The organism is Sphingomonas sp. NFR04 (genome assembly GCF_900114095.1).
GTDB lineage: Bacteria > Pseudomonadota > Alphaproteobacteria > Sphingomonadales > Sphingomonadaceae > Sphingomonas.
Map to the genome: position 1 here is coordinate 488,336 of NZ_FORV01000004.1, position 15,836 is coordinate 504,171.

At 62.3% G+C, this 15,836-nt stretch carries 12 protein-coding genes; 2 read left to right on the plus strand and 10 right to left on the minus strand.

All coding sequences use genetic code 11. The features are described 5' to 3' along the window. Positions 1–25 precede the first annotated feature (25 nt). From BM009_RS14650 to BM009_RS14675, 6 genes are all read right to left on the minus strand, one after another. The gene (locus BM009_RS14650; RefSeq protein WP_093297277.1) at positions 26–1,060 is read right to left on the minus strand and encodes a cupin-like domain-containing protein; all 1,035 of its coding nucleotides are present in this window, start codon (positions 1,058–1,060) and stop codon (positions 26–28) included. Beyond that, positions 1,057–2,574 carry a tryptophan halogenase family protein gene (locus tag BM009_RS14655; protein WP_093297279.1) on the minus strand — a complete coding sequence of 506 codons (1,518 nt, stop codon included), beginning with the start codon at positions 2,572–2,574 and terminating at the stop codon, positions 1,057–1,059. Before BM009_RS14655 ends, BM009_RS14650 begins: the two co-directional genes overlap by 4 nt. Then, positions 2,571–4,073, minus strand: a complete 1,503-nt coding sequence (locus tag BM009_RS14660; protein WP_093297281.1) for a tryptophan halogenase family protein — start codon at positions 4,071–4,073, stop codon at positions 2,571–2,573. Before BM009_RS14660 ends, BM009_RS14655 begins: the two co-directional genes overlap by 4 nt. Positions 4,074–4,163: 90 nt before the next feature. Further along, the gene (locus BM009_RS14665; protein ID WP_175488037.1) at positions 4,164–6,947 is read right to left on the minus strand and encodes a TonB-dependent receptor; all 2,784 of its coding nucleotides are present in this window, start codon (positions 6,945–6,947) and stop codon (positions 4,164–4,166) included. A gap of 208 nt (positions 6,948–7,155) precedes the next feature. Then, complete coding sequence (locus BM009_RS14670; protein ID WP_093297285.1) at positions 7,156–8,952, minus strand: alpha-glucosidase; 1,797 nt, start codon at positions 8,950–8,952, stop codon at positions 7,156–7,158. Positions 8,953–9,922: 970 nt separating this feature from the next. After that, positions 9,923–10,327, minus strand: a complete 405-nt coding sequence (locus BM009_RS14675; RefSeq protein ID WP_093297287.1) for a helix-turn-helix domain-containing protein — start codon at positions 10,325–10,327, stop codon at positions 9,923–9,925. A gap of 67 nt (positions 10,328–10,394) precedes the next feature. Between BM009_RS14675 and BM009_RS14680 the strand changes: the two genes are divergently transcribed. Both BM009_RS14680 and BM009_RS14685 read left to right on the plus strand, forming a co-directional pair. Further along, positions 10,395–11,255, plus strand: coding sequence for a class I SAM-dependent methyltransferase (locus BM009_RS14680; protein ID WP_217644204.1), 861 nt, complete (start codon positions 10,395–10,397; stop codon positions 11,253–11,255). Between the two features lie 170 nt (positions 11,256–11,425). After that, a complete protein-coding gene (locus tag BM009_RS14685; protein WP_093297288.1) occupies positions 11,426–11,689 on the plus strand; it encodes a hypothetical protein in 264 nt (87 codons plus the stop codon). Positions 11,690–11,989: 300 nt separating this feature from the next. Here the strand turns inward: BM009_RS14685 and BM009_RS14690 are convergent, their stop codons facing one another. The 4 genes from BM009_RS14690 to BM009_RS14705 all read right to left on the minus strand — a co-directional run bounded on the left by BM009_RS14690 (position 11,990) and on the right by BM009_RS14705 (position 15,830). Next, entirely contained in the window at positions 11,990–12,931 is a 942-nt protein-coding gene (locus BM009_RS14690; protein WP_093297290.1) for a hypothetical protein, read from the minus strand. Between the two features lie 5 nt (positions 12,932–12,936). Beyond that, entirely contained in the window at positions 12,937–13,653 is a 717-nt protein-coding gene (locus tag BM009_RS14695) for a hypothetical protein (RefSeq protein WP_093297292.1), read from the minus strand. Next, positions 13,650–14,192: a surface-adhesin E family protein gene (locus BM009_RS14700; protein WP_139216630.1), complete on the minus strand. Its 543-nt coding sequence runs from the start codon at positions 14,190–14,192 to the stop codon at positions 13,650–13,652. Before BM009_RS14700 ends, BM009_RS14695 begins: the two co-directional genes overlap by 4 nt. A gap of 519 nt (positions 14,193–14,711) precedes the next feature. Further along, positions 14,712–15,830 (minus strand): DUF6607 family protein, encoded by a 1,119-nt coding sequence (locus BM009_RS14705; protein WP_254772297.1) that lies wholly within the window; start codon positions 15,828–15,830, stop codon positions 14,712–14,714. Positions 15,831–15,836: the final 6 nt, after the last annotated feature.

Below are 15,836 nucleotides of genomic sequence, written 5' to 3' on the forward strand. Positions count from 1 at the left end.
ATGCAACACTGATGGCGGTAGTTTCTTAGCGGCTGCGCGTACCCAACGAGGTGGCATCGAGCTGCTTGCGGAGATGGTCGGCTGCAGTCTTGTTCTCCGGATCGAGCACCCCCTGTGCCGATGGCGGCAAATGGGCCACGACAGCGGCGGGATCACCGAACACGAAGTGATCGAAGACGATGCGCCACGCATCTCGTTCGGCCGGGCTGGCGTCGCGCAGGGCGAGCAGCGTATGCATCAGGCTGTTCATCGGCGGCAATCGCCGGGCGCTGCCCTGGTGCCACCAGAAGTTGACCTGCGCGCCCACCGGCTCCGGCGACAGGACGTAATGAAACCACATCGACGGGATGAACAGCGCGTCCCCCGGTGCGAGCCGTGCCACCTGCGCGCGCTCCAGCGCCTGGGCGTAGCGCGGGTAGCGCGCGAGATCCGGCTGCTCGCAATCGACCATGCTCACCGGCTGCCCGGCCGGCGTCCAGTCGATCGGGCCGAGATACAGGTCCGGCAGCGCCTCGGGCGGGAACAGCAGGAAGGCGCGCGTGCCCAGCACAGGGCACGCGAGATTGTCCGAATAGTCCCAATGGGCAGCGGTGCGGGAAGGCGTGCCGATCCAGAGCGAGGTGAGGCGGTGCTGGTCCTCGGGGAGCAGCGCCATCGGTACCTGGTCGGCAAGCCCCGGCACGTGGCGCGCCAAATTGACCGCGCCGGCGAAGATCGAATGCGATGACCTTCCCGCCAGCGCCTTGCCTAGCGCCGCGATGATCTCGGGCAGTGCCGCCAGCCGTCGTTCGAAATTCAGTCCGCTAAGATCTTCGGTGTAGAAGAAGCGGCCCTTGCTCTTCGCCGGCCCCACCCAGACCTCAGCCGGGACGCTGCTGGCGCAGGCGGACAGATAGGCAAGCGCCGCCTGCGGCGACTGGCGGGCGGCGCGGACGGCTTCCCAGTCCGCTGTCTGGCCGCGGAAGATCGTCGGGGTGGCGCGCGCTCCCGAGATCGGCGTAACGCCCGGTGCTTGTTGCGGCGGAACGACCGGGGTCTCGGGAAGGTCTTGCCAGATCATGCGCCGGCGCTCGCAGTCGCGGTGTGCCGGGCGAGCGCGTCGGCATGCGAGGGGAAGTTCATGCTGCAGCCGTGCAGGAATGCTTCGACGCCGTTCGCGCGATGGAAATCGACGTCGTCGCGCTGGTCCGCCCGTGGCGGCGGGAACGTGCCGTAGCCGGCGAGCAGGCAGTGCCAGGATTCAGCGCTGAAATAGGTGAGGTCCGGATCCGCCGCGAACTCGGCCGCAAGATCGCCATGCCGATACCAGAGGTCGAGGATTCGGCGGAGCGGGAGCGAAAGACAATCATGCGCGCGATTATCGATCCAGTAGGCGGTGTCGGTACGCGTGTTCAGCTTGTAATGCGCGACGATATAGTCGCGGACCCGCTCGAACATCGCACGGATGGTATCGTTGAACGCGCCCGCTTTGGCGGGAGTGAACCCGCCTTCTTCGTACTGGCGCATGAACTTCTCGACCGTGTTGAGCACCAGGTGCAGCGCCGTCGCTTCCAGCGGCTCGATAAAGCCCTGTGCCAGTCCCACTGCCAGCACGTTGCGATGCCAGTGCTGCGCGACCTGACCAGTTCGAAACCGGAGGTGCCGCGCGGCCACGTCGCTGTCGAGCAAGCCGAGATGCCCCCGCAATTCGACTTCCGCCGCATCGTCCGAGAGATAGCCGCGCGCATAGACATAGCCATTGCCGACCCGGCTCTGCAGCGGGATGGACCATGCCCAGCCGCTGGACAGCGCCGTGGCGCGCGTCTCGACCGGCGGTGCCGCAGGCTCGGTGGGCATGGTGGGGATGACCACTGCGGCATCGTTGAACAGGTTGTCGGCAAAGCTGCGAAAGCCGACGCCCAGCGCGCCCTGCAACAACAGGCCAGCGAAGCCGGTGCAGTCGACGAACAGGTCGCCGGGAACCACGTCGCCACGCTCGGTGCACACCGCAGCGATGTCGCCATTCTCGTGCCGCACCGCTGAGACGATCTTGGCGGGCCGGTGAACGACGCCGCGCGCCACCGCCCGCTCGCGCAGGAACATGCCCAGCAGCGCCGCGTCGAAATGATAGCCATAGTCGATCTTGAACGGGAAGCTCGGCGGCGCGAGCGGCGCCTTGCCGGCGTCGGCGAGAGCCCCGTTCAGGAGGAAGGTGCCGGGGTCGGTCGGGACGTCATAGCCGCCGCGCCGGTTGCGGCAATTCGCGAAGAACGCGTCAATGGTGTGCAGGTCCAGCTGCGTGGTGAAAGGGTGACTATAGGCGTCGGCTGGGGCATCTGGACTCCAGCCGACGAAGCGGATGTTCGCCTTGTAGGTGGCGTGGCAGCGCGGCATCCACTCGGCTTCCGCGATGCCGAGTACTTCGAAGAAGCGCTTGAGCGAGGGCGTGGAGCCCTCACCGACCCCGATCGTCGGGATCTCGGGTGCCTCCAGCAGTTCGATCGACATGAGCGGCCATCGATGCGCGAGGAGGTTGGCGGTCATCCAGCCTGCGGTGCCGCCGCCGGCGATGACGATGCGCCGTGGCGGGGTCATGCCGCGGTGCGAGCCATCGTGGCGCTGAGCCACGCGTCGTGCAGCGGCAGCCGCGCCACGCCCTGTCGCTTGACCATCGCCATCTGCTCGAACTGACGCGCCAGCGCATCGCGGCTGAAGCCGCCGGCGAGCGGGTGATAGGCGGCGGGGGTGATTCCTTGGCCGAGCAGCACCTTCACCCAGGATGCCTCGGTGAAGATGTCGAATGGGTCCTGCACAATCGTGCCGGTGCTGGCGAACAGCGCGATCTTCTCGTCAAGTCGATCCGGCAGCGCCGCCGCGCGGCGCTCTGTCCAAAAGGGCTCGGGGCGGTGCTGCGCATGATAGTGGAGGATGACGAAATCGCGGATCCGTTCATATTCGATCGCCGACTGGCGATTATATTCGGCGCGCTGGGGATCGGGGCGGCCGTCATGAGGAAACAGATGCAGCAGCCGCACGATTGCCGACTGGATCAGATAGATGCTGGTCGATTCCAGCGGCTCGAGAAAACCGCTCGACAGGCCGATCGCGACGACATTGTGGTGCCATTGCCGCCGCGCCCGACCCGTGCGGAAGCGGAGCAGACGGGGGGCATCCTGCGCCGCCGTGGTCAGCCCCGCCATCAGCGTGTCGGCTGCCGCGTCGTCGTCGATATAGGCGCTGGAATAAACGAGGCCGTTGCCGTTGCGGTGCTGCAGGGGGATGCGCCATTGCCAGCCCGCCGCCCGTGCAGTGGCGCGCGTGTACAGCGGTGACACCGCCTCGCGCGCCGATGGCACCGCCAAGGCCCGGTCGCAGGGTAGCCAGTGGCTCCAGTCCTCATAGCCGGTCTGCAGGAACTGCTCGATCAGCAGACCGCGGCTACCCGAGCAATCGATGAACAGCGCCCCTTCGAGACTGCGTCCGTCTTCGAGGTGGAGCGCGGTGACGTCGCCGGTTTCGGGTGCGCGCGATATATCGACTACGCGCCCCTCGATGCGACGCACGCCCAGGCCTTCCGCGATGCCCCGCAAGAAGTGGCCATAAAGTCCGGCGTCGAAATGATAGGCATGGGGCAGCGGCCAGACGGGATTGGGTGCCGTCTCGGCATCGGGCGCGAAGCGGCCGGCCTGGATGCACAATGCGTTGAAGTCATGGTCCCAGTAGTTCGCGGGCAACCCTTCCATTGCTGCGCGGGTGCAGAAATGGTGGAAGCCGCAAAAGGGCAGGTCGCGGCCTGCGCCGCCGAAGCTGTGATCGTAGGAATCGCTTGGGCGGCCCCAGCCATCGAAGCGAATACCCAGCTTGATTGTGGCGCCTGTTGCCCGGAGGAACGCGCCTTCGTCGATCCCCAGCATCGCATTCACGGCGCAGATGGGGGGTATCGTTGCTTCTCCGACGCCGACGATCCCGATCGCCTCGGATTCCACCAGCGTTACGTGTGCGCGCGCGCCTAGGATTTTGGCGAGCAGCGCGGCCGTCATCCACCCGGCCGTGCCGCCGCCCACCACGATGACTGACGTTGCGTCGGCCTGCATCCCGCTCCCGCTTCTTCGAAAACCGGCTCCACCACTGCCACTTGGTGGAGCCGTCGTTCTAGCCCTTATGCTGTCCGGAGAAGCCCCGGATCAGAACAGCGAAAAGGTGGCGTTCAGCAGGAAGTTGCGACCGAAGCGCTCGTTGCGGAGGATTAGTCCGCTGACCGAGTCGGTGTAGGTATCTTGCTGGTTGGTCAGGTTCTGCGCCTGCAGCGACAGGCGCAGGCCGCTCAAGGCGCGGATGCCCGCGTTCTTGAAGTCATAGCTGATCTGGGCGTCCACCAGCGTCTCGCCTGCGCGCTGGACGGCCACCAGCGTGTTGCTGCCGCCCCGATCCTCGGACAGCCATTTCGAGCGACGATTGCCCGAGACGCGAACCGCGAAGCCGTCCTTTTCATAGAAGAGCGTCGCCTGGTAGACGTTCTCCGACAGGCCCGGGACGCGCGAACCATCGTCCAAGGACCCGTCGGTATAAGCGGCACCCGCCACGACACCAAAGCCGTCGAGGAAGTGGACGAGGTGCCCCAGCGGGATCGTCGCCTGGGCTTCGACGCCCTTCACCTCGCCCTTCAGTCCGCCGACATAGCCCGTGTTGACGCCCAGGAAGGTTGCCGGGGTATAGACGGTCGAGCCGTTGTTGCTCACGGCCTGGTGATAGCCCGGGATGTAGAACTGGCTATAGTTGCGGATCGTGGTGGAAAGCTTGTTCCAGTTCACCAGGTGCTTGTAGAACGCCGAGACCGAAATGAACCCGTCGCGTGCGAAGTAATATTCGTACGAAAGGTCCGCCTGATTGGCCTCATAGGGGCGAAGCTGCGCGTTGCCACCCGAGGAGACCCACGGGCCCTGCACCGGATCGGTACTGGTTACCGTCGCAACACTGTTCTTGAACGCGACCGAGGATCCGGGGTTGAGCGAGTCGATGCGAGGGCGGCTGATAGTCTTCGCAAGCGCCAGACGGATCATGTGCCCGTGCGTCAGGTCGAGGTTGAAGTTCAGGCTGGGCAGAACGCGCGCATAGCTCGCACCGTCCGAAACCGGAATGGCGATATCGTACAGGTTGGCACCGGTGTACGAGTTGTTCCCGGATCCGCGCTGCTTGGTGAACACGCCCTGCACGCCGGCATTGCCGAAGATCCGGGCGCCGCTGGCGAAGTTGTGCTCGAAATCGCTCTGCACGTAAGGCTGCCAGATGGTTTCGCGGATGGTGTAGGTATCACCGGCGCGATCCGGCTCGAGTTGGGTATCGTCGAAGCGCTTGTAAAAGCCGTTATCGATCAGACCGCGCGCATCATAGGCGACGATCTTGCCCAGGCCCGTCCATTCGAGGCTGGCGAGCCCCGCCTGCGAGCCGGCGGGGACGGTGCCGTCGTTCGGGTAGGTCGAGGCGACGAGGAAATAGCCCTGGTTGACCTTAGACTTCTTGTGCGACGAGTAGCGCAAGCCTGCCTGGATGTTCTTGACCAGGCCATCGGCAAAGTCCTTGCGCACGTCCAGCCGCGCGGCATTGAGGAATTCGTCGAACAGCGCGTCGTTAATGAAGCCGTCCTGCGCCTGGGCGTAGCCGATCGGCGTGCCGGAGGCATTACGCACCGCCGTCTGGTACAGCGGACCGCCGGGCGCTCCCAGCGGGGCCATCGTGCCGCCCCAGGATTGCGGGCCGGCAAGCTTGACGGCCGAGAAATTGTCGAACGATTGCGAGTTGTTTGAGAACTGGATGCCGTTCCCAGCCACCTGATAGGTGCGCAGCGTGTTGGGTCCTTGGCTGGTCAGGCCCGCGCGGCCCAGACCGGCATAGGTCTCGTCGCGCGCGTCGCTCTTGTTGCTGTCCGAATGCGATGCATCGAAGCTGACATGGAAGTCGCTCGAAGGATCGAACTTGAAGTTGCCCCCGAACACGTTCAGCTTCCCGGTCTTTCGACGGGGGTCTTGGAACATCACCGAGTTGAAGCCGGTGCTGCGCCCCGAGGTGATCGTGGTATCCGTCGCGCTGATCACGCCGCTGCCGTCGGACTGGAGCGAGAGCGAGTCGAAGAAGCCGCGCGAAATGCCGGTTTCCGAGTAATTGATGTGCAGGCCATCCAAGGTCACGTTGAACACGTCGGAAGGCTTCCATTGCACCACGCCGGCAAAGGTCGTCCGCTTCAGCACGTTGGAGTTTGAGCTGATCGTCACGCCCGTCGGCGCGTACTTGCCGGCGTTGGGGCCGGACGTGACCTGGCCCTTACTATAGCCCCAGACGCTGGTATATTCGTCCTGCGTCGGCGACGAGGTCACCGCTGCAGTAAATGCGACCCCCAGCGTGTCGTCGGCGAACTTGTCGCTGAACGAACCGGCGAAGCGATAGCCACGATTGCTGAAGTCGGGATTGTCCGACTTCTGACCATTCTGCTCATAGCTGGCGTTGAGCGTCAGCACCTTGGCGTGTTCGAGCGGGCGGATGGTCTGCAGGTCCACCGTGCCGCCGATGCCGGTAGCGGCGAGGGCCGCATTCGGCGTCTTGTAGACGGTGGCGCCCGCCATGATCTCGGTGGGATACAGGTCATATTCCACCCCACGATTGTCGCCGATGCCGATCAGCTCGCGACCGTTGAGCATGGAGCCGACATAATCCTCGCGGAAGCCGCGCACCGAGATGCCGCTGACGCGACCGGCGCGCCGTTCACCGGCCAGGCCCGACAGGCGGCCGAGCGAGTCCGCGACGCTTGCTTGCGGCAGCTTGCCAATGTCTTCCGAAGAAAGCGCCTCGACCACCGAAAAGTTGTTCTGCTTCACGGCCTGCGCGCGCTGAAGGCCAGCGCGGTAGCCGGTCACGACGATCGCGGGATCCTCTTCGCTGCCAGCAGCATCCTGAGTGCCCGCCGTCTGGGGCATAGCTGCCTCTACCTGCCCTACCTGGGTTTGTGCGAATGCATGATTGGCCGTCAGCAACAGCACCAGTGCTGTCGAAGATATGAGCGACTTGCGATAAGTGGTGGACACGTGTTTTGATCTCCCCAAACAACAACCAATAAGTGGTCTATGATGCATTCGAATGCGGTTGTTGGCATTCGAAGCCCCCCGGCGGTGGTATTCTCTGATTTTAGAAGGTGTAGACGCTGGCTTCCCAGGGCGCCAAAACGACCCGGGCGGCGCCCGGCGCTACTGCAGCGCCCGTGCCATTGTTGATGATGCGTCGCCGCAGGCGAATGCCCTGCGGCAGCGCATAGTCGACGGGTTTCTTCGAGAAATTGATCAGCACTACCGCGCGACCGCCGGTCCCCACTCGGGTAAACGCATAGACGTTGGCGTGACCGGGATCGATGTCGCGATAGCTGCCGTCGATGAGGAAGGGCAGGCTCCGTCGCGTGCGGATCAGGCGCTTGTAATAGGTGAGCACGGACGTCGTGTCGGCCGCCTGCTGCGCGGCGTTGATCGTGCGGTAATTCGGATTGACGGCGATCCAGGGCGTGCCGGTGGTGAACCCCGCTGCGGCCGTTCCGTCCCACTGCATCGGTGTGCGGGCGTTGTCGCGGCTGGTCTTTGCCAGTACCGCGAGCACATCGCTCGCTGCTGCCTCGCCCGTCTCGACTTTGTCGTGCCACAGGTTGAGCGCCGAGATGTCGCGATACTGATCGATTGCGGTGAACGGGAAGTTGGTCATTCCCAATTCGTCGCCCTGGTAGACGAAAGGCGTGCCACGCTGCAGGAGCGACATGGTCGCGAGCGCCTTTGCGGACAGCGCGCGCCACTCTGGGCTATCGTCGCCGAAATGCGATACGGCACGCGGCTTGTCGTGATTGGTCAGGAACGTGGCCGTCCAGCCGCGCGGCCCGAGCGCCGTATACAGGCGATCGTACCGTGCCTTCCACTCGGGGAGCGTCCAGGCACGGGTCTTCCAGCCGTCGCGATCGACATTCGATGCGTCGAAGTGGAAGATCATGTTCAGTTCCTGCCGCGCAGGGCTGGTGAACAGCGGGTCTTCGTCGTCCTTGATGCCGATGGCCTCGCCGACGGTCATTGCGTCGTAGCGGCGCAGCACTTCGCGGTTCATCTCGCGGAGATACTGATGGGTGCGCGGGCCGTGCGCATAGGGCACGGCAATGTCCGCCAGCTGGGCGGGCGTCAGATCCGGGAACGCCGGATCCTTGGAGATCAGCGGGATCACGTCCATGCGGAAGCCGGCGACACCCTTGTTCAACCAGAACTTCATGATGTCGTAGATGTCGGTGCGAACCTTAGGATTGTCCCAGTTCAGATCTGGCTGCTGCTTGGCGAAATAGTGGAGATAATAATCTCCATTTTTCCCTGCGCGCGACCAGGCGCTGCCGCCAAAAAAGCTCGCGGCATTGTTCGGCGGCGTGCCGTTGGCTTTGGGGGCGCGCCAGATATAATAGTCGCGGTACCTTGCGTTCGGTCCCTGTTTCGCGTCTTCGAACCAGCGGTGCTCGTCGCTGGTGTGATTGACGACGAGATCTATCACCAGCTTGATGCCGCGCGCGCGCATTCCAGTGACCATCCGGTCGAAATCGCGCATCGTGCCGAATTCGGCCATGACCTTGCGGTAATCGCGGATGTCATAGCCATTGTCGACGTTCGGACTGTCGAAATGCGGGCTGAGCCACACCACATTGACACCGAGCGACTGGAGATAGTCGAGCCGGCCGATGATGCCGTTCAGGTCGCCCACGCCATCGCCATTCGAATCGGCAAACGAGCGCGGGTAGATCTGGTAGATTACCGCCTTCTTCCACCAGGGCGTGCTGGCATTCCGATGCGCTTGGTGGCGATGTGCCGCCTCTTCGCCGCGGGCAAACGCTGGTGCGGGTGCAGTCAGGCCCGCAGTAAAGAGGGCAATGCTCAGCGGCACGGCATGCCGGGCCGAGCTCCTAAAATTCATTCTGCGCATGCGCGACTGACAGCCTTCCTGAAGCCAACGCCGCATCGGCGTAGCTTGACAACATCCCATCACGCGCTCGTGTAGCCGGCACTAAGGTGCCGGATTCTGAGGCGCGAGCACCTCCTGCGTCCGTGCCACCATCTTCGTGCGGCTCCAGATGACTAACGCTAGGCACGCGCGCTCAATATGTCCACAACAATTTGCATTCGAATGCACTGATCGTTGTCCCTGATCAAGGAACGCTGGTGCCGCAATGCACGGACCGTGGATCAACATCGTTAAACGAAAGCGCGCGTGGGCGTCCGCGGCGCTGCCGGGGGGTAGTTGCCGCAGCAGGTCGGGATGGCAAGTTGTGAGTGCCGCTTCTTTCTTGAACCGTCCCTGCACCGGCGAAGTGGCGCCCTGATGCCCGATGTGCTGAGTGGTGCTTTTGTCCGCCTGATCGCATCTAAAGCGATCAATGAAAGAGCAACGCGGGGCCGGGGAAGGAGGGGTGTCTTGATAAGAAGGGGGCGGCGTTCACCCGGTTCGATGCGGGGACGGAATCGAACTGACTGAAATTAAAAAATTATTTCAAAGACTTGAGCAAGATATCGTCGGCCCAGATACCGTTCGAGATACCGTCACTTGCAAATGTGGGGTGGGTTCGATTCCAAAATAGCAGGCGATTCTAGCTTTGTGTCAGCCTAACGCGTGACGGGCTATTGCCATCTGGCGCCCGGAAACGCAAATCGGAGCAAGGAACGACGGGTATTTGACTTTTGCGGTACAGGCGGTTGTGAAATCAATGATCCCACCCGTGCGTGGCCTCGGCGAGGCGCCTGCACCAAACTCGCGCACGTGTCGGAGTTCACCCGCTAGTGATGGCGAAAAGTGGGACAAAGCCGTCATCGGAGGCAGGCGCTTCGAACGACGGCTTTCGGCGGAAGCAGAAGTTCGCGAAGGCCCGCGTCCCTTCGATCCCGCCGAGCTATTGCCCGCGGCGGCTACCCAGGGCGGCTCCTTGTAGGCTGCGAAAGGTGGGACATTCGGCATGGCTGGGCGCTGGGCAACGCGCTGCACTTCGAAGACCGTCGCGAAGCGTCTCCCACTTCCTGATAGTGCGACCGATCTCATCCGCCTTCGCGGCGAGTAGCCCACGATCAATCCGAATCTCGCCATCGGGGCTCAGCATCCCGCCAATCTCGCTAAGCGACAAGCCGGCGGACCGGCCCAGCGCGATCAGCGACAGTTGGTCGATCACGTCGGCGGCAAACGTACGCCGCAGGCCCCGGCGGCCGAGTGACTCAATCAATCCCTGTTGTTCGTAGTAGCGCAAGGTCGAGGCCGGGAGGCCGGAACGACGCGCGACCTCGGCAATATCGATCAAACCCATCCTTGACCTCAAGCTGACTTGAAGTGGCACCGTTCAGCGAATCATCAACCGTATCAAGGATGAGCCAGTGAATCACGATCACGATCAGGACAGCGGCGGGCTTGGCTGGAACAAGCAGCGTGGAAACGTCTGGGTGGACCTTCAGCCGACGCTCGATCGGTTGTTCCTGCCGTTTGAGCGGATGCTGGTCGATACCGTGACGACCGAGCCCGCACAGGCGGTGCTCGATATCGGCTGCGGCACCGGAGCCATTACGCTGGCGCTGGCTGACAGGCTGGGGCCGTCGGCGCATTGCACTGGCATCGATGTCTCGGAGGCGATGCTGGACCATGCACGCCAGCGAGCCCTTGCGACAGGTGCGCATAACGTGCGCTTTATCGCTGGAGATGCACAGCGCCACCGGTTCTCACCCGGTACATTCGACGCCGTGGTGTCGCGTTTCGGAGTCATGTTCTTCGACGATCCTATCGCAGCCTTCGCGAATATCGGCGCGGCAGTGCGCAACGGCGGCACGATGACCTGCATGGTATGGCGGGGCCGCGAGGAAAACCCCTTCATGACGGCGGCGGAACGCGCGGCGGGGCCGCTGCTCGGGTGGAAGGATGAGCCCGAGGCCAACCCCGAAGCACCTGGCCAGTTTGCCTTCGCGAATGCCACCCACATTTTTCGCATCCTGGCCGCTGCAGGGTGGCGCAATGTCGATATCACGCCCACAGATGTGGCATGTAGCCTCACTGCAGGCGATCTCATTACCTACAGTCGGCGAATGGGGCGCGTTGGCGCGATCCTGCCAGACCTCGACGATGCGCTTCGTGACGACGTCATAGCGACGCTCGATGCGGCGTTTGCCGCCTTTCTTGTCGAAGGACATGCGGCTTTCAACGCTGCGTGCTGGATAATCTGGGCAAAGGCCGGCTCGTCAGAGTAGCACTCGAAAGAAACCTTGCCGTTGGGAGGGGAGGCAATCTCTGGCGAACGGCGTGTTTAGGAACATGCCGCCGCTCCATGCCCTCTCGCCCAGCGACGCATTATGGTCGACTGCTGTCGGAAGGCTGGTCGACGTTTCTTGGGACGAAGCCGTCGTTCAAGCGCCAGGCGATGAAGGGCGGCTTTTGCCGCAAAGCTGTCAAACCCATGCCCCCTCCCCGCGATCATACTTTGCACCGCGCCGCCCAAACTCAAAGCCGCGAAGTTTTCGCGGACGCCACGAAAAGGCTGTTGATCTTCTTTGGCGTCTCGCTCGAGAGCATCCAGATCACCATCAGCGGACAACCAAACGCAGAACGTCAAAGGCCCGCCAATCGGCGGGCCTTTATGTTGTTGCAGCCAGAGCAACTAGAGCAGGAACAGCGAATTTCTTAATCCAGCAAGTGGACGAACTATAAGCGGCCTTAGTTGTATCAATGAATGTAGTCATAGGCTTTCTCCCCTTCTCCAGTAGGCTTTCAATAATGATGTGGAGGAAGCTATGCAGGCAAACTTGATAGAACAGGTGACTCCAGATGATGACTGCCCCACCTCCGTGGAGAAGCCCGTTCGCGTAAGTTGGTCATGGCTTAGCCGCTTGTCAATGGACTGAGAGGAGCCGGGCTGTCGCGATCGTCTCGTCTCGACTCTCAGCCAAGCGAGCGAGCAACCGATTAAGTTCAACAACTAAGATGGTCAAGATTCTCCATACTCGTAAGCTAATTCACTCTTGGGAAGGTCAACCGTCATAACCACCGCAGCCGTGATTGGCGCTGACCGACGGTAGAGCAGCGAGGCCAAGACATCATCCTGTGCGTCCTCAAACAGACGGCCTTCTCGACATCGCATGACTTCATCTGCAACGAACGTTTCAAGCCGCCAACCGTGAGCCGCGAAGGGATCAAATGTCGTTTTGCGCTTGCTGTTCTGCATGTCGCCGAACGAGGGCGTTGAACCGGCAGGTAGATCGTCCAGGACGCCGTGGATTTCCTCCCGCTTGAGAACGCGGCACCCTACCTCGTTTTCATCGAGGCGCGCGTAGCCGGTTATTGGGGGATGAAGTCCGTTAGCTGGTACCTTAGGTGGATTGTAGAGCGCATAATAGACGGGAATACCGCGCTCATCGACATAATCGTCGATGCGCTGAACCTGCTCACTGCCCGCCGATAGTGCACCGTAAACGCATTTGTCGGAGAACGAAAAATTGCGCTGGATGAACAGCGGTTTCGCCTTATCGGTGCGATCGACGAGACGGCCAATCCCGATTTCGTAGTCGCTCCTATCGGTGTGATCGACCGGTATTTCTTTGGAGTAGAGCCGCTTCGTTTGAAGCAACGCAACTTTCCTGGCGATCAGCCCACCCTGGACGCGCACCGCGATCACGATGGCTATGTCGGAGATTTCCCAGCGCCCGTAATGTCGCCGACCACCCAGCCAATGGGTTTCGATAACCAGGGCTGTTCCAGACGGCAGAACCTGCGCGCCCACCTCGTCCAACTTAGACACCAAGTGGAAATCGAGCCCCTCTTCGTGCATCGCCGGCTGACGCATTAGAAGGTGAGACACCCGATCGTTAGCGTCAGCGAACGCCGCACGAGCAGCGTCAATAACGTCCTTAGGAAGTGTCGGAAACTTCATCGCCCCTAGTCCTCATCGACGTGTTCGAGAAATTCGAGGCCCTGCATCCCGCCGCTCCACGTTTCATGGGCCTCGATCTTGGCAAAGCCCAACAGTTCGTTCCAAATTACCTCGACGTCCTCGTAGGCCATCGTTAAAAAATCCCACGTCAGCTGGCGCTCGTACTCCGGCCGGTAATCGCGCAGCATCTTCTTTAGTTCGTCCTCGGTGCCGACCGCTTCAAACTCCCTTTGCTCAGGGCGGTGGGCTTTGGGATGAGCAAGCATGTTACGCAGGCCCATCAGGTCGCGGACGGTTCTGTAAGGCCGCTTGTTCCAATCGATTGTTGCCCCGGTTAGACGACGGATAACCTTGATCTTATCTCGCGGTGACTTCTTCTCAAACCTTAGCCAGGAACCCTTGGCATTGTCACCTTCATGCCCGCGCTCGATCAGCGTCATCCCAACGAAATTGACGTAACCCTCCAGCGCGAACGCCGTCATGGTCGCCATCGCCATCATATCCACGAAGATGCCATCGCTGCGCTCCTTGTCTTGGAACGCTTTGGTCAATCGCTCTTTGAAAAACCATGCCGCATTGGCGACATCGTTGTGAGCGTAATCGACGTGGTGATTGCTTACGATTGCCCGCATCCGACGTTGCCGGCGTGGCTCGGCTTTTGGTTCAGTCGGTCCCGCCGGCGCTAACATGCAGTCGATAAAGTCGTCGGCATCCTCGCTCATTGAGAGCAGACCCGGCGCGAGACTGTCGCGGACATGCTCTCCGGGATAATGTCCGTGGTCGGATAGGACCGGGTCTCCTGGGAAACGCCATCGGGCGCATACCAGGTCATGTTACGCACCGTGAAAGTCTGGCTGTTGCAATCCACGACCCACAGCGCCTTGGCCTCGCGTGCTCGTTCGGTTGCCTGCTTGCTGTAGTCGATCTTGAGCCACACGCGACGCGCGCTCTTGGGTTGATCCTTGGCCCTTAGATCGCTGGCGGCCAGCTGTAGAAACCAAGTTGCCTTCTGGCTGTCAGTGCTTATCCTCAGCCATTCATTCTCGGGATCGTCCCACCTGAACTGCCAAGGTGCGCGGGTCTCGGCTAAGCCCTGTGTGGTGTAGCCTGCCCACGGCTGGAGGTCCTGTGTGCGGGCAATCCCTGGCACCAACAACGCAGCAGATAACGCGAATCCCCGTACGAACGACAGGCCCGCGCGATCGCAGGGGGGTCGCTCTAACCGCCTGATTGCCTCTTGCGGTGTAATGTTCTGCGCCATCAGTTCCCCACCTTGCGCCTACATGCCCAAAGACATTAGAACAGTAAGGTGCTCTCAACCACCGCAATGATTGCATGACAGTCGCTTAGGCATAGAGGTAGCTAGCAGCAGAACCCAACCATGCAGCGATGACACCTGAACGACGCATTCTGATCGGAAGTTGTCGTGTACCAGCTCTGCAGCAGCTTTCGCAAGTTGATCGCCTAGAACCTGCCAGTCCGCGACCGGCCCATTTTCGGGTGCACTCCGATGACCGGTCGGGGAACTGCTGGGCGTCGGCTCATGGGAAAAGCTGCCGTGGAGGCGCAGCCGACGAACGGCGCGTTCTGGTCGACTGCTGCCGGAAGGTGGATTGACGTGTGCTGGGACTTTACGGCCGTGACCAAACGGCATGTTGAACGGCAGCTGCTCTGAGAAGCCGACTTTCAGCGGCTACGTGATCGCGTACCAGATGACAGCAGATGCACCGGGCTCATTTTACCACTTTCCACATCGATAGGCGTCGAGGCAAAACTGAACTCACCCTGTCCCTTCGCACGCACGAGCGCGGGGTATGACGCCCCTCGATTTTCCGCTGCGCCGCAAGGTGCGGCATACAGCCACGCAATTCGCGCGCAGGCCGGTGGCCTTCGAACTCCCCGGCCCGCGCGCAGGATCAGGCGGCCTGGTCGCCTGATCCATAAGCGTCTTCGCCAGGGCGATCGCGTCGGCTTCCTTCCTCTTTCCGGCTAGCACCTCGTCGGCGATCTCGAGCAGCCTGCTGGCGACCACCGTTCCCGCCTGAGCGGCCTCGGTGACGCGGATGCCGTTCTTGGCCTGCGCGATGCGATCCCATTCCGCACGGATCGCCGCCCAATAGCCCTTGGTCGCCGCCCAATAGGCGTCGGCCGCCTTCACGTCATAGCCGTCGAAGCGGGTGTAGCTGTTGAGCACATATTCCTGGACAATCGGCTGCAGCTTGCCGTCGATCAGACCCATCTTGGTATTGTCCTGCCAGTGGATCCAGCCGGTCGGCGTCGGCTGGTGGCGGTTGATGCCGAGATAGCGGTCATAGACCGGCCCGCGCACCGCATCGCGCCGGGCGAGCGGACGCCAGGTCCAGCCGGAACGCCAGCGCCGTACCCCGGCTTCGGTGGTCCACTGGCCCCAGCTACCATAGCGCGGGCTGTCGTCGACTTGGTACACGGTCTGCGACCAGCGGCCGCGCCGCATCGCCTCGGGCACCGCTTCCCATTTCCATTCGTTCGGGCCGGCGTACACAAGCACACGGGCGGGTTCATAGTCCCAGTCCTGCCGCCAGTGCTTGATCACCATGGTCTTGCCGCCCTGCTCGACCACCAGCAGATGCTGGAGCACGATATGGCGGCCGGTGTCCTCGATCACCCGCACCACTTCGTTGCCGCCGGAGATCGACCGGTCGATCGGGGTGTAGTCGGCGCGCCAGGCGGTCGATTCCTGCATATCGAAGCGGACCTTGAAGGTGCCCGCCATGGTGAGGATGTCGCGCCGGTCGGCTTCAAACGACGCCTGTTCCTCGGCGGCGGTGCGGGGCTTGACCGGACCGTCCGCCTGGGCAGGCAGCGCCGGAACCATGGCGGCAAGGCTCAGGGCCAGCAGGCCGAAACGTCGAAACTTCATGATGTG